12 protein-coding genes and 1 tRNA gene are annotated in these 15,646 nt (G+C 45.7%); 12 read left to right on the plus strand and 1 reads right to left on the minus strand.

Translation table 11 applies throughout. The features are described from left to right. Positions 1–53 precede the first annotated feature (53 nt). A protein-coding gene (gene prfB, locus HV302_RS04610; RefSeq protein WP_100250065.1) for a peptide chain release factor 2 occupies positions 54–1,152 on the plus strand; the annotation gives its coding sequence in 2 pieces (ribosomal slippage) (positions 54–128 and positions 130–1,152; 1,098 coding nt in all). 9 nt (positions 1,153–1,161) lie between these two features. Further along, on the plus strand, positions 1,162–2,679 hold the full coding sequence (gene lysS, locus HV302_RS04615; RefSeq protein WP_005123357.1) for a lysine--tRNA ligase: 1,518 nt from the start codon (positions 1,162–1,164) through the stop codon (positions 2,677–2,679). Between the two features lie 85 nt (positions 2,680–2,764). Here lysS and idi read toward each other — a convergent pair whose 3' ends face one another. Further along, complete coding sequence (idi, locus tag HV302_RS04620; protein WP_019077626.1) at positions 2,765–3,313, minus strand: isopentenyl-diphosphate Delta-isomerase; 549 nt, start codon at positions 3,311–3,313, stop codon at positions 2,765–2,767. 166 nt (positions 3,314–3,479) lie between these two features. On the opposite strand from idi, the gene actS reads away from it, so the two are divergent. The 10 genes from actS to vexC all read left to right on the plus strand — a co-directional run bounded on the left by actS (position 3,480) and on the right by vexC (position 15,638). Beyond that, the gene (gene actS, locus HV302_RS04625; protein ID WP_046274955.1) at positions 3,480–4,238 is read left to right on the plus strand and encodes an amidase activator ActS; all 759 of its coding nucleotides are present in this window, start codon (positions 3,480–3,482) and stop codon (positions 4,236–4,238) included. 79 nt (positions 4,239–4,317) lie between these two features. Beyond that, positions 4,318–4,391: transfer RNA gene (locus HV302_RS04630), tRNA-Gly, on the plus strand. A gap of 1,242 nt (positions 4,392–5,633) precedes the next feature. After that, complete coding sequence (locus HV302_RS04635; protein WP_046274927.1) at positions 5,634–6,161, plus strand: Vi polysaccharide biosynthesis protein TviA; 528 nt, start codon at positions 5,634–5,636, stop codon at positions 6,159–6,161. A 257-nt stretch (positions 6,162–6,418) separates the two neighbouring features. Next, entirely contained in the window at positions 6,419–7,696 is a 1,278-nt protein-coding gene (gene tviB / locus HV302_RS04640) for a Vi polysaccharide biosynthesis UDP-N-acetylglucosamine C-6 dehydrogenase TviB (RefSeq protein WP_016157409.1), read from the plus strand. 2 nt (positions 7,697–7,698) lie between these two features. Further along, on the plus strand, positions 7,699–8,739 hold the full coding sequence (gene tviC / locus HV302_RS04645; RefSeq protein ID WP_181626968.1) for a Vi polysaccharide biosynthesis UDP-N-acetylglucosaminuronic acid C-4 epimerase TviC: 1,041 nt from the start codon (positions 7,699–7,701) through the stop codon (positions 8,737–8,739). Between the two features lie 29 nt (positions 8,740–8,768). Beyond that, positions 8,769–11,264: a Vi polysaccharide biosynthesis protein TviD gene (gene tviD, locus HV302_RS04650; RefSeq protein ID WP_181626969.1), complete on the plus strand. Its 2,496-nt coding sequence runs from the start codon at positions 8,769–8,771 to the stop codon at positions 11,262–11,264. Continuing rightward, the gene (gene tviE / locus HV302_RS04655; protein WP_016154314.1) at positions 11,264–13,000 is read left to right on the plus strand and encodes a Vi polysaccharide biosynthesis glycosyltransferase TviE; all 1,737 of its coding nucleotides are present in this window, start codon (positions 11,264–11,266) and stop codon (positions 12,998–13,000) included. Before tviD ends, tviE begins: the two co-directional genes overlap by 1 nt. A 45-nt stretch (positions 13,001–13,045) precedes the next feature. Further along, entirely contained in the window at positions 13,046–14,113 is a 1,068-nt protein-coding gene (vexA, locus tag HV302_RS04660; RefSeq protein ID WP_181626970.1) for a Vi polysaccharide ABC transporter protein VexA, read from the plus strand. 9 nt (positions 14,114–14,122) lie between these two features. Beyond that, positions 14,123–14,917 (plus strand): Vi polysaccharide ABC transporter inner membrane protein VexB, encoded by a 795-nt coding sequence (vexB, locus tag HV302_RS04665; RefSeq protein ID WP_181626971.1) that lies wholly within the window; start codon positions 14,123–14,125, stop codon positions 14,915–14,917. Between the two features lie 25 nt (positions 14,918–14,942). Beyond that, positions 14,943–15,638, plus strand: coding sequence for a Vi polysaccharide ABC transporter ATP-binding protein VexC (gene vexC / locus HV302_RS04670; RefSeq protein ID WP_016157403.1), 696 nt, complete (start codon positions 14,943–14,945; stop codon positions 15,636–15,638). The last annotated feature ends 8 nt before the right edge of the window (positions 15,639–15,646 follow it).

Raw genomic sequence — 15,646 nt, forward strand, 5'->3', positions numbered from 1 at the left:
CAATCCCGCTCTTATAACCGCATTTTGACTAGTCCAATAAAAGAAATCAGACAATGTTTGAAATTAATCCGGTAAATAACCGCATTCAGGACCTCACGGAGCGCTCTAACGTTCTTAGGGGGTATCTTTGACTATGATGCCAAGAAAGAGCGTCTGGAAGAAGTAAACGCCGAGCTGGAACAGCCGGACGTATGGAACGAACCCGAACGCGCGCAGGCGCTGGGTAAAGAGCGTTCCTCCCTTGAGGCCATCGTCGATACGCTCGATCAGATGAGCCAGGGCCTGGAAGATGTCTCCGGCCTGCTGGAACTGGCTGTAGAAGCCGACGACGAAGAAACCTTTAACGAAGCCGTAGCAGAACTTGATACGCTGGAAGATAAGCTGGCCCAGCTGGAATTCCGTCGTATGTTCTCCGGTGAATATGATAGCGCAGATTGCTATCTCGATATTCAGGCTGGCTCAGGCGGTACGGAAGCACAGGACTGGGCAAGCATGCTGATGCGTATGTACCTGCGTTGGGCTGAAGCGCGCGGCTTTAAGACTGAAATTATTGAAGAATCTGAAGGTGAAGTGGCGGGTATTAAATCCGTGACCATCAGAATTGCTGGCGAATATGCTTACGGTTGGTTGCGTACTGAAACCGGTGTACATCGCCTGGTGCGTAAAAGCCCGTTCGACTCCGGCGGTCGTCGCCATACGTCGTTCAGCTCTGCGTTTGTATACCCGGAAGTTGACGATGATATTGATATCGATATCAACCCGGCGGACCTGCGTATTGACGTTTATCGCGCTTCTGGTGCGGGCGGTCAGCACGTTAACCGTACCGAATCTGCGGTGCGTATCACCCACATCCCGACCGGGATTGTGACGCAGTGTCAGAACGACCGTTCCCAGCACAAGAACAAAGACCAGGCCATGAAGCAGATGAAAGCGAAGCTTTATGAACTGGAAATGCAGAAGAAGAATGCCGAGAAACAGGCGATGGAAGATACTAAATCGGATATCGGCTGGGGTAGCCAGATTCGTTCTTATGTCCTTGATGACTCCCGCATCAAAGATCTGCGTACTGGGGTTGAAACCCGCAACACGCAGGCGGTGCTGGATGGCAGCCTGGATCAATTTATCGAAGCAAGTTTGAAAGCAGGGTTATGAGGAACCAACATGTCTGAACAACACGTACAGGGCGCTGACGCGGTAGCCGACCTTAACAATGAACTGAAAACGCGCCGTGAGAAGCTGGCGAGCCTGCGCGAGCAGGGGATCCCCTTCCCGAACGATTTCCGTCGCGATCATACCTCAGACCAACTGCATGCTGACTTCGACGCGAAAGAAAACGAAGAGCTGGAAGCGCTGAACATTGAGGTTTCCGTTGCTGGCCGTATGATGACCCGCCGTATTATGGGTAAAGCATCATTCGTTACGCTGCAGGATGTTGGCGGCCGCATTCAGTTGTACGTTGCTCGCGACGATCTGCCGGAAGGCGTCTACAACGAGCAGTTCAAAAAATGGGATCTGGGCGATATCCTCGGCGCGAAAGGTAAGTTGTTCAAGACCAAGACCGGTGAGCTGTCTATCCACTGCACCGAGCTGCGTCTGCTGACGAAAGCGTTGCGCCCATTGCCGGATAAATTCCACGGTCTGCAGGATCAGGAAGCGCGCTATCGTCAACGCTACCTGGACCTCATCTCTAACGATGAATCCCGCAATACCTTTAAAGTGCGTTCACAGATTATGGCTGGTATCCGCCAGTTCATGGTTGGTCGTGGCTTTATGGAAGTAGAAACCCCGATGATGCAGGTGATCCCTGGCGGGGCGGCAGCGCGTCCGTTTATCACCCATCATAACGCGCTGGATCTGGACATGTACCTGCGTATCGCGCCGGAACTGTACCTCAAGCGCCTGGTGGTTGGCGGCTTCGAACGCGTATTCGAAATTAACCGTAACTTCCGTAACGAAGGCATCTCTGTTCGCCATAATCCAGAGTTCACTATGATGGAACTCTACATGGCTTATGCGGACTACAAAGATCTGATCGAACTGACCGAATCGCTGTTCCGTACGCTGGCGCAGAACGTTCTGGGAACGACTGAAGTGCCTTACGGCGAAGAAGTCTTTGACTTTGGTAAGCCGTTCGAAAAACTGACGATGCGCGAAGCGATTCAGAAATACCGTCCGGAAACCAACATGGCCGATCTGGATAACTTCGATTCTGCAAAAGCGATTGCGGAATCTATCGGCATCAAAGTTGAGAAGAGCTGGGGTCTGGGCCGTATCGTGACCGAAATCTTTGAAGAAGTTGCAGAAGCGCACCTGATTCAACCGACCTTCATTACCGAGTACCCGGCAGAAGTTTCTCCGCTGGCGCGTCGTAATGATGAAAATCCGGAAATCACCGATCGCTTCGAATTCTTCATTGGCGGACGTGAAATCGGTAACGGCTTCAGCGAGCTGAACGATGCAGAAGACCAGGCGCAGCGTTTCCAGGATCAGGTTAACGCCAAAGATGCAGGTGACGACGAAGCGATGTTCTACGACGAAGACTATGTTACCGCTCTGGAACACGGTCTGCCGCCGACTGCGGGCCTGGGCATTGGTATCGACCGTATGGTTATGCTGTTCACAAACAGCCATACTATCCGCGACGTAATCCTGTTCCCGGCGATGCGCCCGGTTAAGTAATATGTAAAATGCCGGATGGCGGCTGATGCCTTATCAGGCCTACGATGCGTTATGTAGGCCTGATGGGCGTAGCCCCGTCAGGCAATCAATTCCCGTTGGCAAACTTGCGCAGTAACTCTCGTGCCTTAACGTCTGAAACCTGCATTACCATCCACGGGCTAAAAGCCCACGGCGTCGCGTCAATCCCGCTTAAAACATCCTCAAGATTGCTCCACTGGGAATCCATCACTTCATCTGGGTTTAGCTGTAGCTCACTGACGATATGTGCGGCATAAACCGGGCATACTTCGTTTTCCACTATTCCACTCGGATCCGTGGCGCAATAACGAAAATCAGTATACACGGGGCTGAGCGAGTCGATGTCTGCACCCAGCTCGAAGCAAGCCCGGCGGTTAATAGCGGCTTCGGTGGTTTCACCCAACTGCGGGTGACCGCAGACAGAGTTGGTCCAGACGCCTGGCCAGGCTTTTTTGTGCAGCGAACGGCGGGTGACCAGCAGTTGACCCTGCTCGTTAAATATCCAGCATGAGAAAGCAGAGTGCAGGGGGGTTGTGGCGGTATGCGCCGCATATTTTTCCAGTGTTCCACAGGGCTGGCCCTGCTCATTCAATAAAATGACATGTTCCTGTCGCATAGCGTCCACCATCAATCTTAAGCATTCACATTATATGCTCTATTAAGTCAGAATGATTAACAGAGGGTGTGAAATGCCAGAGTCGACGCTTCGTTGCGCGATATGATTTGGCATCCGGTTTCTGGCTGCTATGATAAAGCGTCTGAAAATGTTGCGAGGTATTGTTTTGAGTGCAGGACGCCTGAAGAAAAATGGCCTGAGTATCGCGATGCTGCTGTGTGTCGGTCTGCTGTTAGCAGGCTGTTCCGGGAGCAAGTCGTCTGATACAGGAAGTTATTCCGGCTCCGTGTATACCGTGAAGCGGGGAGATACGCTATACCGTATTTCGCGCGCCACCGGGACCAGCGTAAAAGAGCTTGCACGCCTGAATAATATTTCACCGCCCTATACCATTGAAGTGGGGCAAAAGCTGAAGGTCAGCGGTGGCGCGAAAACCAGTTCAGGCTCTGGCAAAACAACGACGAAATCCTCAACCAAAACGGCGGCGGTCAGACCATCTTCGTCCGTACCGCAGTCCTCCTGGCCACCGGTAGGACAGCGCTGCTGGCAGTGGCCTGCCAGCGGTAAAGTGATTCTGCCTTATTCAACCGCGGACGGCGGCAATAAAGGCATTGATATCTCAGCTGCGCGCGGTACGCCGATTTATGCCGCCGGAGCCGGGAAGGTGGTTTATGTCGGTAATCAGCTACGGGGCTACGGTAATCTCATTATGATTAAGCACAGTGAGGACTACATCACTGCGTATGCGCATAATGACACCATGTTGGTGAACAATGGTCAAAACGTGAAAGCCGGGCAGAAGATCGCGACGATGGGCAGCTCGGATGCGACCACGGTGCGGCTGCATTTCCAGATCCGCTATCGGGCGACGGCTATCGATCCGCTGCGTTATTTGCCACCAAAGGGCAGTAAGCCAAAATGCTGACGGTGAATTAATCGCCAGTCAGTCAGTTAGTCCCTTGCCAAGAAGAGCGTAAGGTTTATAATCCCTTACGCACTCCAATGCGGGCGTAGTTCAATGGTAGAACGAGAGCTTCCCAAGCTCTATACGAGGGTTCGATTCCCTTCGCCCGCTCCACGACTTACTTCTCACTGACTCTCCCGATTCAATTACCCTTCGTAATCTCAATGTGTTTCTTTGTTTAACGGTCAGACAGACTCAATGCACGACTATGCAGGCTAAAGCGATTGTGGGAGACGATAGGCCCCCCTGGCGGGAGATACCTCATATGAAACTAACTATCCACAGGGGCCAAAGAGAAATCTTTGACGCTCTCGGATAGTAGAGCTTTGTATATGCTGGTTAATCCTTTCAATTCGCGATACTGGTGTCTTAAATATCGCATTTCCCCCGTGGTACAAAAAATCAACTATCAATCAATTGAATTTATTTAAGAAATTTTAAGGAGTATGTTTTATTGTCTGTCTGAAAATATATCAACGTTAATACAGGTCACGTAGTTAATTGTTAGATTATAATTCCATAGTTATCTTTTTTTGAACACGATATAAGATTAGTCATCCTTCATAAATAAGTAATGTGGCCTTTTCGTAGGTCAATTTTCTCTAATCGTTAGTAACTGGTTTTAAATGGTTTAGACTTGGTAGGATTTTACCTGGATAAACATGGTGGACATCTATTTTGTTAAAAATATCTTCAGGAGTTTTATCATTAGTAATAATTTCTTAAGGTGACTAGTTTTGTTCTCATTATCCGGTAACGAAATTATGTAGATACACAAAAATATACGAATTACTTTAGTACTTTGTACCATTTTGAATGCTTGCTATGCCGGGGGGCTCGTTAGCCTTGTGTATATTCTGTCATTGTTGTTGAAAAATATAGCAAATATAGTTAGATAGACTTCAGTTGTACTGATTAAAATCTCACACGGTATAGCTAAGAATTTAAAGGTAGAGACATGGGTGACAATTCAGTCAGGCTACCTTTAACCCCAGTATGTATGCTGGTAATTTGTAAGAAAATGTTTCCTTGTGTTTTGAGAATTTTCTCATTTTGAATAAAAGATGAAAGTGCGGTTTCACAGGTAGTGCTAATAATACAACCAATAATCGTATTAAAATGCCGATATCCATTAGTAATTCAAATCTAAGAATGAGTGATTGATAGCTTTTAGCTATGAATGGCGAGGGGTTGATATCACATCCTTGTTGTGTAAAAGTTCATCTCATGTATTTAGCAATATTAATAAAATCAATTACTCGATTGTTAGGTATTTTTTAGAGGGGCGGTGTGCTTAAAAGTAGACACTTACCTTTCCATGGATGAAATAGAGTTTTTTGAGGTTATGGAGGCTTCATGAAGTATCAACATTTCTGGCCACCTAATGATATTTACTTTGGGGGGGGTGTCGCTAGTGTTATTGATGAAATGTCACTGATTACAAACGAAAGAAATTATTTATTCGTGAATCTTAATCAATATAGCTTACGTAGCACCTTGGTTTTTTTCTCACGGAATAAAAATATCAATAAAATCATAATCATCATTTCCAGCTCACGGTTGATGCCTTTGGCTCTTTTTTGGTTGGATAATATCAAAAATGTTATTGCTGTTTTCGATACCTCAACATCTGTGTCGGAGATGATTAAGAAAATAAGCCTATATCGACGAAATGGTGACAAGATAACGGCAGGGCGAAGGGAATGTAACTTTAAGATTAGCAACAAAGATATCATGAAGATGAAGTACTTCTTAACCGAAAGCGGTATGGAGGAGCTTCAGGATAGATTTATGAACTCGCCGTCAACATTGTATCGTTGGAGAAAAGAAATCGCTCTTAAATTCGGCGTGCGAGACCCTCGATATCTTCTATTGCCAGAATAAAAAACTATGCGTTTTCTCATTAAGAATTACAATTAAAGATCCGATCTTTAATTGTTGTTTTAGAACGGATACTGCATACGACCTCCATTTAACTAAAATTAGGAAATATAAAATTTCTAGCCTTGCTTAGACTAGAAACTGTCGTGATTTCGATAAGAATAGATACGCTGGCTAAGAACGTCAGGGGCGGTAGCGTTCCAGAAAACATCTGGGATTTATTTAAAGTTAATAATTATTAAATAAGGGACTTATCAGTAATGATCAGCAAAGATGATGTAAAAATTGCCATTATTGGACTCGGGTATGTTGGCTTACCATTGGCTGCTGAATTTGGGAAAATTCGTCAGGTGGTTGGTTTTGATGTTAATCATAAACGTATACTTGAGCTAAAAGAAGGGATCGATGTCAATCTCGAAACCACAGAAGAAGAGCTACGTGATGCTCGCCATCTGACGTTTACCTCATCAATTGATGAAATCAGAGAATGCAATTTTTACATCATTACCGTCCCGACGCCGATCAACGATTATAAGCAACCAGATCTCACCCCTTTGATTATGGCAAGTGAAACTGTTGGCAAAGTACTGAGGCCGGGGGATATCGTGGTGTATGAATCTACGGTATATCCAGGGTGTACTGAAGAAGAATGCGTGCCGATCCTTGAGCGTATGTCAGCGATGACATTTAACAAAGACTTCTTTGTCGGATATAGCCCAGAGCGCATCAATCCCGGCGATAAAAAATATCGTCTGACAACTATCAAGAAAATTACCTCAGGTTCAACTGCAGAAACGGCCTGTCTGGTTGATGAGATCTATCGACAGATCATCACGGCAGGAACGTACAAAACGGAAAGCATTAAGATCGCGGAAGCGGCAAAGGTGATTGAAAATACCCAACGCGATCTCAATATCGCGCTGGTAAATGAATTGGCGATTATCTTTAACCGATTAGAGATTGACACTGAAGCCGTACTGCGAGCAGCGGGAAGTAAATGGAACTTCCTGCCATTCCGTCCTGGACTGGTTGGTGGTCACTGCATTGGCGTTGATCCCTATTATCTGACTCATAAATCTCAGGGCATCGGTTACTATCCGGAAATTATCCTCGCGGGTCGTCGACTGAACGATAATATGGGTAACTATGTTTCGGGACAGTTGATCAAAGCCATGATCAAAAAAGGGATTAATGTTGAGGGTTCTAACGTTCTGATTCTGGGGTTCACCTTTAAAGAAAACTGCCCGGATATCAGGAATACCCGCATTATCGATGTTGTAAAAGAGTTGGGCAATTACAGCTGTAATGTTGATATTTTTGACCCTTGGGTGGATGCTGAGGAAGTCGAAGAGGAATACGGGATTATACCTGTATCGGAAATCAAGGCGGCTTCTTATGATGCCATTATTGTTGCCGTTGGCCATGAGCAGTTTAAGAAGATGGGGAGTACTGATATTCGTGGCTTTGGAAAAGATAAACATGTGCTTTATGATTTGAAGTATATCCTTTCGCCTGAGCAGTCAGATGTGAGGTTATAATCATGACAGCCTATGATGAATTAAGAATACAACTCGTTCTTGAACCAAAACGTTGGCTTATTACTGGCGTAGCAGGTTTTATCGGCTCTGGATTATTAGAAGAACTACTCTATTTAAATCAAACAGTAATTGGGTTGGATAACTTTTCAACTGGCTATCAACATAATTTAGAGGATGTGCGTGCCGCTGTCAGTGAAGAACAATGGTCGCGGTTTACCTTTGTTCATGGGGATATCCGGTCGTTTGCCGATTGTCAGGCTGTTTGTGAGAATGTCGATTACGTTTTACATCAGGCCGCTCTGGGAAGCGTACCACGTTCCTTGCAGGATCCTATCACGACAAATAGCGCTAACATTGATGGTTTTTTAAATATGTTGACGGCGGCGAGAGATGCACATGTATCTGGTTTCACCTATGCCGCAAGCAGTAGTACTTATGGTGACCATCCCGATTTACCTAAAATTGAGGACCGGATCGGCCGGCCATTAAGCCCGTATGCGGTTACAAAATACGTCAATGAATTGTACGCCGAGGTGTTTGCTCGCAGCTATGATTTTAACGCTATTGGCCTGCGCTACTTTAATGTATTTGGCCGCCGCCAAAACCCTAACGGAGCATACTCTGCAGTCATTCCTCGCTGGATACTATCGCTTCTTAAAGATGAACCAATTTATATCAATGGCGATGGTTCAACAAGCCGGGATTTTTGCTATATAGAAAATGTGATTCAGGCCAATTTATTATCAGCAACGACTAATGATTTAGCCTCAAAAAATAAAATCTATAATGTGGCTGTTGGAGACAGAACTTCGCTAAATGAGCTTTATTATCTCATCCGCGATGGGTTGAATTTATGGCGGGACGAACAAATTAGTGCTGAACCAATTTATAAAGATTTTCGTGACGGTGACGTTAAGCATAGTCAGGCAGATATTACCAGAATAAAAACATTTCTTTCATATGAGCCTGAGTTTGATATCAAAGAAGGACTTAAGCAGACTCTAAAATGGTATATCGATAAAAAGACTGCTTTGTATTCCTGAGTAAAACTACTCACTTTCCTTTCACGTGGATGAATTTAATGAAATCGTCAGGGATGTTTACGCTTACAGCCATTGGTAGTTGCCGTATTGTGAGTCCGGTAAAACGAGCTCAGCCTTATTTTAATTTCAAGGCTAATTTTAAAAGAATATATGGTTTTACGCATACAAGCAGCGAGGCATTACAGCAGGTTCGTTTTATTTTAGGCTTGATAGATATTCCTGAAAAGGTCCGGCCTTTTATTTTTAGACCTGCCATAAATTATTCAAACACCGACATTCATAGTCGTTCTGATTTCTATATCGTTGAGATTTCAAGTCAGAAGAAGATTATGGCCTATGGGTTCTGCTTACAAATAAATTATTTAACTCGTCATTTCTATGAGTTTTTTAGCCAAACAGAGCGGGCGCGTGTGTACTGGTCGCTGGCCACGCAAGGAAATCAACACAAACTGCTGGCCTATCTCAAAGACGATCCCTGTTTTGCCGGAATGTCGGAAGACGATCGTGCCTTATTAAGCAATATCAATGTCGAGCAGATGGATGAGCATGCTATCGAACAGGATATGATGGAAATCGTTCAGCTGCTTGGTCGCGATCGCGTTATGTTTATGACCCATGTTGATGCCGTGACTCGTGCTGGAACCGTCATTCAGTCCCGCAGTCGGTTGATTAAAAATGTCGAGACCATCGCCACCAGGATGGATATTCCCTGCGTTAATCCGACAAATTTGATGGAAAAGTGGGGACAGAAAAGAGCCCTGGAAAAAAATGGCGACGATCTTACTCATTATACCGACATGTTTGGTGATGCGATCGTTGCGGCTATTTTTAAGGGAGTGATCAATAATACTAATCATCATCTTGATGAGGGGCGACAAGAGAAACAGGACCAAATACGTGAGATTACCCTATCGATCACTAAGCTGCTTGCCGATGGCGACATTATTACTGCATCACAGCAACTTTTTGCCGCATTAAGAAATCAGCAGCAAGAGCCTGTTCTAATCCAACTTCGGTCCGTAATCTTCAGCCGTTTAGGTTATTATGAACAGGCTTATCAGGATATTAGTGATGTTGAGAAAATTATCGGTACGACGGACAGTACATTACGTTGTCGGCTGAGGTCTCTGCATGGATTAGCGCGTTGGCGGGAAGCCTTATCGACGGCCGAGATGATGCTTTCCAATGAAATTGAAGATGAAGAAGTCCTTACCGTTGCCGCCGGCTCAGCCGATGCTTTAAAGCTGTTTGATAAGTCATATCAATACTGGAAACGTGTACTGTTATTGAATCCTGAAACCCAAAGCGGATGGGTTAATTTCCTGAGCAGCACGCAATATTTCAATGATGGCAACGCATTCTCCGAAGCTTTCCATGCCGGCATTCAATCGCAGCGCCTAAATGATGCGTTTATGGAAACAGCGTTATCTTTGGCAATCAAATTCAGTGATGAATTGATTTTCATGAATGCGCTCGAGCAGCTACTCCGCCATGAGTCAGAATTTGCGCTGACGGTATTGTCGACGATTCATGATACCGGTCTCGTTATCCGCACAGCTTTCTGCATCAAGAATATGAGCTATCATCAGGCGCTTAGCACCTCGTATAAAGATAAACTCCACGACGTTTTTGAGGCATGGAACAATACTGCGCTGTCGCTACATTCGGTTGATGATTTTGTCTCACTGAGTACTTCGCTGGTCTACAGCTACTCTGCATTTATGGTTTATCCCCATGCACGTATTTCTCGCTTTAATAATGAAGTTAAAATGGCATGGCGCGAGAAATTAAGAGAAATGTATGAGCGTGAGGATTATGAAAATATCCTGGCAGGGGCGAAAATAGTGTGGCCACTTCTGGAGTTCGACCCCGTTAGCACCGTATATTGTGCAAGAACGCTGGTGAATCTTGGTGCCTGGAAAGACGCGTGCACGTTGGCCCATATGACCTTGATTCGTAATTCGAATATTACCAGCCTGCAGTCGATTATGTTACGCAGTATACGTCATATTAACGACATTCCGTTCCTCATTGATTTGATTGCTAACGTCATGAGCATTTCTCCATCATTCCAGAATGCCTCGATGAACGAGCTGTTTGAGAAAGAGTGTCGCAATGTTGCAACCAGAGCCCTTAAATATGTACGCCAGAAGAAAACTGAAGGGCGTCTGGATGAAGCATTGTCTGTATTGATTAGCCTGAAACGAATTGATCCTGATGTTTCTCGCCTGATGCGTGAATATAAGCAAATTATCAGATTATTTAATGAGTCACTGAAGGATGGCGGTAGCACTATCGCGTCTTATGAACATCTAGATTATGCGAAAAAATTACTCGTTTTTGATAGTGAAAATGCCTATGCCTTGAAATATGCCGCATTAAACGCAATGCATTTACGCGACTACACCCAGGCTTTGCAGTATTGGCAGCGACTGGAGAAAGTGAATGGACCAACGGAGCCGGTGACAAGGCAGATCTCGACCTGCATAACCGCATTACAAAAAAATACATCAGGGAAGTCGTAATGATTACGCAGGAAGAAAAGTTAGCTGCGCTAGGGAAAACGCTTTTAACATTGAAACAAGAGAAGAAGCTTGCGCAAGCTGTTGCGTTAATTGACAGCGAATTACCGGCTGAGGCTTTAACTTCATTAGCGATGCTAAAAAAAGCAGAATTTCTTCATGATTTCAATGAAACGGCGCGTGCATACGCTCTCTACGAAACGCTGATTGCACAAAACAATGATGAAGCACGTTATGAGTATGCGCGTCGTTTATATAATACGGGGCTAGCCAAAGATGCGCAGCTAATTCTTAAAAAGGTTAGCACCGGCGTGCAGAAAAAATATAACAATTATTTAGGCAAAATAAATAAGATCTGCGATTTGCTTGAACGCCTTGAAGGGGAAGCGATCCCTGTGGGGACCAACACCCGTATTATTGCAATGAAGCATGCCATCTTGTTCTATCGAAATCGTCAGCCGCGGCAGCTTCCCGTCGGATCTTTTGGTCGCCTTGCGCTCTGTACAGGCTCGCTAGGTAGCGGCGGTGCAGAGCGTCAGATTTCCAGGCTGGCTATTGAGATCGCCAGAAAATATCGGCAACAGGGGAAAATTGGCGGCCTGAAAGTAGAAGAGCCGGTAGAGCTCATTATTCGCTCCCTGGCACCGGAACTCAGGCAAGACTTTTTCCTGAAAGAAGTGCTGGAAGAACAGGTCGAGGTGCTTGAAATCGCGAAGATTACCGGAAACTTCTTTGACGATACGACAATAGAATCTCCGGAGTTGCGCTTATTGCTCTCTCATCTGCCGCCGGTGTGTAACTACGGTATCAAGCATCTGGTCCCCCACTTATGCGAGCGCAAGCTGGATTATCTCTCCGTTTGGCAGGATGGCGCTTGTCTGATGATTGCGCTTGCAGCGCTGATTGCTGGCGTGCCCAGAATTCAACTGGGATTACGTGGCTTACCGCCGGTGGTGAGAAAGCGTCTGTTCAAGCCGGAATATGAGCCTCTCTACCAGGCGCTGGCGGTCGTGCCTGGCGTTGATTTTATGAGTAACAACCATTGTGTGACCCGCCATTATGCCGACTGGCTAAAGTTGGAGGCGAAGCACTTCCAGGTTGTATATAACGGCGTCTTACCGCCATCTACCGAACCCTCTTCTGAGGTGCCACATAAAATCTGGCAGCAGTTTACGCAAAAAACACAGGATGCGGACACGACTATTGGTGGCGTTTTCCGCTTTGTAGGCGATAAGAACCCTTTTGCATGGATTGATTTTGCAGCACGCTATTTACAGCACCACCCCGCCACACGCTTTGTGCTGGTAGGCGATGGTGATTTGCGCGCTGAAGCGCAGAAACGCGCCGAACAGTTGGGGATTCTGGAGAGAATACTATTCGTTGGCGTCTCGCGTGACGTGGGGTATTGGCTGCAAAAAATGGACGTATTCATTTTGTTTTCGCGTTATGAAGGGCTACCCAATGTGCTCATTGAAGCACAAATGGTCGGGGTGCCGGTGATTTCAACCCCTGCAGGTGGATCGGCAGAATGCTTTATTGAGGGTGTTTCGGGTTTCATTCTTGATGATGCACAGACGGTCAATCTTGACCAGGCTTGCCGCTATGCAGAACAGTTGGTCAATTTATGGCGCAGCAGAACCGGTATTTGCCAACAGACGCAGTCATTTTTACAAGAACGCTTCACCGTGGAACATATGGTGGGAACGTTTGTACAAACCATTGCCTCTCAGCCTCGTTAATTAATGGGCAGCATTTTTTCAGCTATTTCATTTATAAAATAAGTTATGAAAAAAATTATTATATTATTAACGACGTTTTTTCTGCTTTCGGGATGCACTATTCCCAGGGCGGTATTTAAATCCAGCCTGATTAATCAGGACGATCCTCATTATCATCTGGTCGAAGTCACGCCGACATTAAAACTGAGTGATGCCGATACTGTGCCGAAAACTATTGTCGATCCGGTCTTTGCCCAAAATAATTGGCACTGGACATCTTTGGCTAAAGGCGATGTGCTGCATATCACTATTTTATCCTCGGGCGGGGCGGGGTATTTATCCAATAACGCGAGCGGCGACCGGGCGGATTTTGAAAATATTCTTGTGACTGACGGTAATATCGTTCAGGTGCCTTATGCCGGGATCATTCCGGTTACCGGGCTGGATGTGACACAACTGGCTGAAGAGATCAGAAAGCGACTTTCGCGCGTTGTCCTGAATCCTCAGGTGCTGGTGACGCTTACCGCCCGCACCGGAGCCATGGTGACGGTCGAGGGCAGCGGGAAAACGGGTCGCTACCCTCTCGAACAGAGTATGAATCGTCTTAGTCATTTTTTGGCAACGGCGGCGGCAGTAGAAAATACCAGCGCAGAGATGATGGAAGTTCACGTGACGCGCCAGCAGCATTATTTCAATGCGCGACTGTCAGATATTTATCAGTATCCCGGGTTGGATATTGTCTTACAGCCGGATGACCGTATCACTCTGCGTCAAGTGACCGAGTATGTTAATGTGCTCGGCGCGGCGGGTGTTCAGGGAAAACATGCTCTGGTTCAGCGTCATTCCAGCGTAGTGGATGCTTTGGCGCTGGCGAAAGGATTAAACGACAATCTAGCCGACCCGCAGGCGGTTTTTCTGTACAAGCGTGACGAAGCGGAACAGGCGAAACAGCAGATGCGTAAGCTGAATATCTATCATGTCGATATGAGCCAACCTGACTCGGTGTTTTTAGCACAGGCCATGCGGGTAGAAGACGGCGATGTTATCTATATCTCGAACGCCTCTTTGACTGATTTCGCTAAGGTGAAAGCCGCATTCGATAGCTTTTTGATCCGCGGTTCTAATTCTTTCTAACGTCGCCATATGAATATTTTGAAAAATAATACTTATTATTTTATGAAACTCATTACCGTCTGTGAGTTAATCATTTTGTTAATGTCACGCGATATCAAAACACGCTATAACGATAATTTGCTAAACTATATAATGGTGCTGGCCGTACCATTGGTATGGATAACCATTACCGTTATTTCTTTTCAATATTTAAATCGCACCGTGCCAATATTCACTGACGATATCAGCTTTGTTATTGCAGGTATATTACCGTATCTGTTATTTCGTTATACCATTACCGCAACCATGCGCACCCGTTCATTCTTTACATCGTTGGCGGTTGTCTCGCAGGTTAAGAAAAGACATGTGATTTTTGCTCTTGCCGCAGTCGAATTTGTTAATGCGGTTATCATTTATATTATTGTTTCATTAATTAACTTTCTTATCTTCTCCCGTTGGGAAGCCCAGAAACCGATCCTGATTTTTGAAGGGATGGTTATCGCATGGCTTCTGGGATTATCGTTTGGTTACTTTTGTGACGCACTGTCTGAACGGTTTCCGCTGGTCTACAAAGCCGTTCCTGTAGTGCTAAGACCGATGTTTTTGATTTCAGCTGTCTTTTATACGGCGAATGAATTGCCCTATTCATTATTAAGCATATTCAGCTGGAACCCTCTACTTCATGCTAATGAGATAGTCAGAGAAGGAATGTTTGAGGGGTATAACTCCTTGTACCTTGAACCTCTTTACCCTCTGGCATTTTCCGCAACGTTATTCCTCGCGGGCATCATTTTTCACCTGATTTGTGACACTGAAAATCACTGACTTTAGCTTCAGGAGAGACGCGTTCGTGTTCGGTTTATTAGGTTGTACACGCTATTTTGAGTCTGATAAGGGCCCGCGGGTGGTCCTTGATAAAACAGATTTTGTCATGGATTACCATGAGCATATCGGTATTCTGGCGGCCCCTGGTTCAGGCAAAACGACGCTAACCCGATTGCTGTGCGGTATAGATGCTCCTGATGAAGGGGATTTTATTGGGCTACGGGGTGATGCGCTCCCACTGGGGGCAAATGCTTTTGTTCTGCCGGGGTTAACCGGCGAAGAGAATGCGCGCATGATGGCCAGTCTTTATGGCCTGGATGGCGATGAATTTTCACATTTCTGCTATCAATTGACCCAGCTTGAACAGCGCTATACCGACAGGGTGAGTGAATATTCTGTCACGATGAAAGCGCATCTGGCATTTGCCATTAATTTACTGCTTCCCTGCCGCCTTTATATTGCCGATGACAAGCTGTACACCGGGGATAATGCCACACAGTTGCGTATGCAGGCGGCACTAGCTTATGAGCTGCAACAGAAAGGGTTGATTGTGCTAACGCGCAACCCTCGGCTTATTAAAGAACACTGTCATGCGTTTGGCGTACTGCTGCATGGAAAAATTACGATGTGTGAAGATTTAGCACAAGCATCTGCGCTTTTTGAACAATATCAGTCAAATCAGGCGACGATTCAAACTGATGATTATTCCTTTGATATATAATTAGAAAA

The sequence above is a fragment of the Citrobacter sp. RHBSTW-00859 genome (assembly GCF_013729795.1).
Taxonomy (GTDB): domain Bacteria; phylum Pseudomonadota; class Gammaproteobacteria; order Enterobacterales; family Enterobacteriaceae; genus Citrobacter; species Citrobacter braakii.